Below are 739 nucleotides of genomic sequence, written 5' to 3' on the forward strand. Positions count from 1 at the left end.
GCCGGTCGTTAGGGAAAACTCAGGGATTACCGGCCCCCGAAATCAGGGGTCGGTCAGAAAGGAGAGTTTTTGAGCAAAAAAATGCAAAAATATGCTTACTGGATGACACCATCCATGGTAGCAGAAATTACGAAAATGATGCCAGAAGCTAATGCCACATCCAAAACGGACTTTGTTCGCAAGGCGGTTGCGTTTTATATTGGCTACATCCGGCAGCAGAAAAACATCAATTACTTGGCTCCAATGTTGGCGGGAGCAATCAAGAGCGAGGTGCGTTCTCTCGGCAAAGATGTGTGCGAAATGCTGTTCAAGCTGGCGGTGGAGATGGGGATCAATAGCAATATTACGGCGGCAGTTAACGACATCGAAGATGAATCTTTAGAAAATATACGGCGCAATGTTGCTCAAGAAATAGCGAGGGTGAATGGCATTTTAACGTTCGAGGACGCTAACGAGTGGCAGAACGGAGGTGACTGACAATGGCGAAAATAATTATTACCAGCAGATATATGCGGAACTCGCCAAAGAGGTCGGCGACAAAGCTGGTGAAGTACATGGGTACTCGTGAAGGTGTGGAGAGGGTGGCCGAGGGCATCGACAACTCTCCGGCCACCGTCCGCCAGCAGAGGTTGGTGCAGGACATCATCAAGTTTGACTCGTCTGTCAAGGACTATGGCGAGTATCATGACTACGAAAGTTCTCCCACAAAAAGCAACGCCAGCGAGTTCATAGACGCTTT

1 protein-coding gene and 1 pseudogene are annotated in these 739 nt (G+C 48.7%); both read left to right on the forward strand.

Features of this window, described 5'->3' with window-relative positions; all coding sequences use genetic code 11:
• The first annotated feature begins 69 nt into the window (after positions 1–69).
• Positions 70–477, forward strand: a complete 408-nt coding sequence (locus U8U01_RS17650) for a hypothetical protein (RefSeq protein ID WP_322176821.1) — start codon at positions 70–72, stop codon at positions 475–477.
• A gap of 2 nt (positions 478–479) precedes the next feature.
• Positions 480–739: pseudogene (locus U8U01_RS17655) on the forward strand (MobP3 family relaxase); the annotation flags it as partial.

The organism is Acutalibacter caecimuris, from assembly GCF_034335085.1.
Classification (GTDB): Bacteria; Bacillota; Clostridia; order Oscillospirales; family Acutalibacteraceae; genus Acutalibacter; species Acutalibacter caecimuris.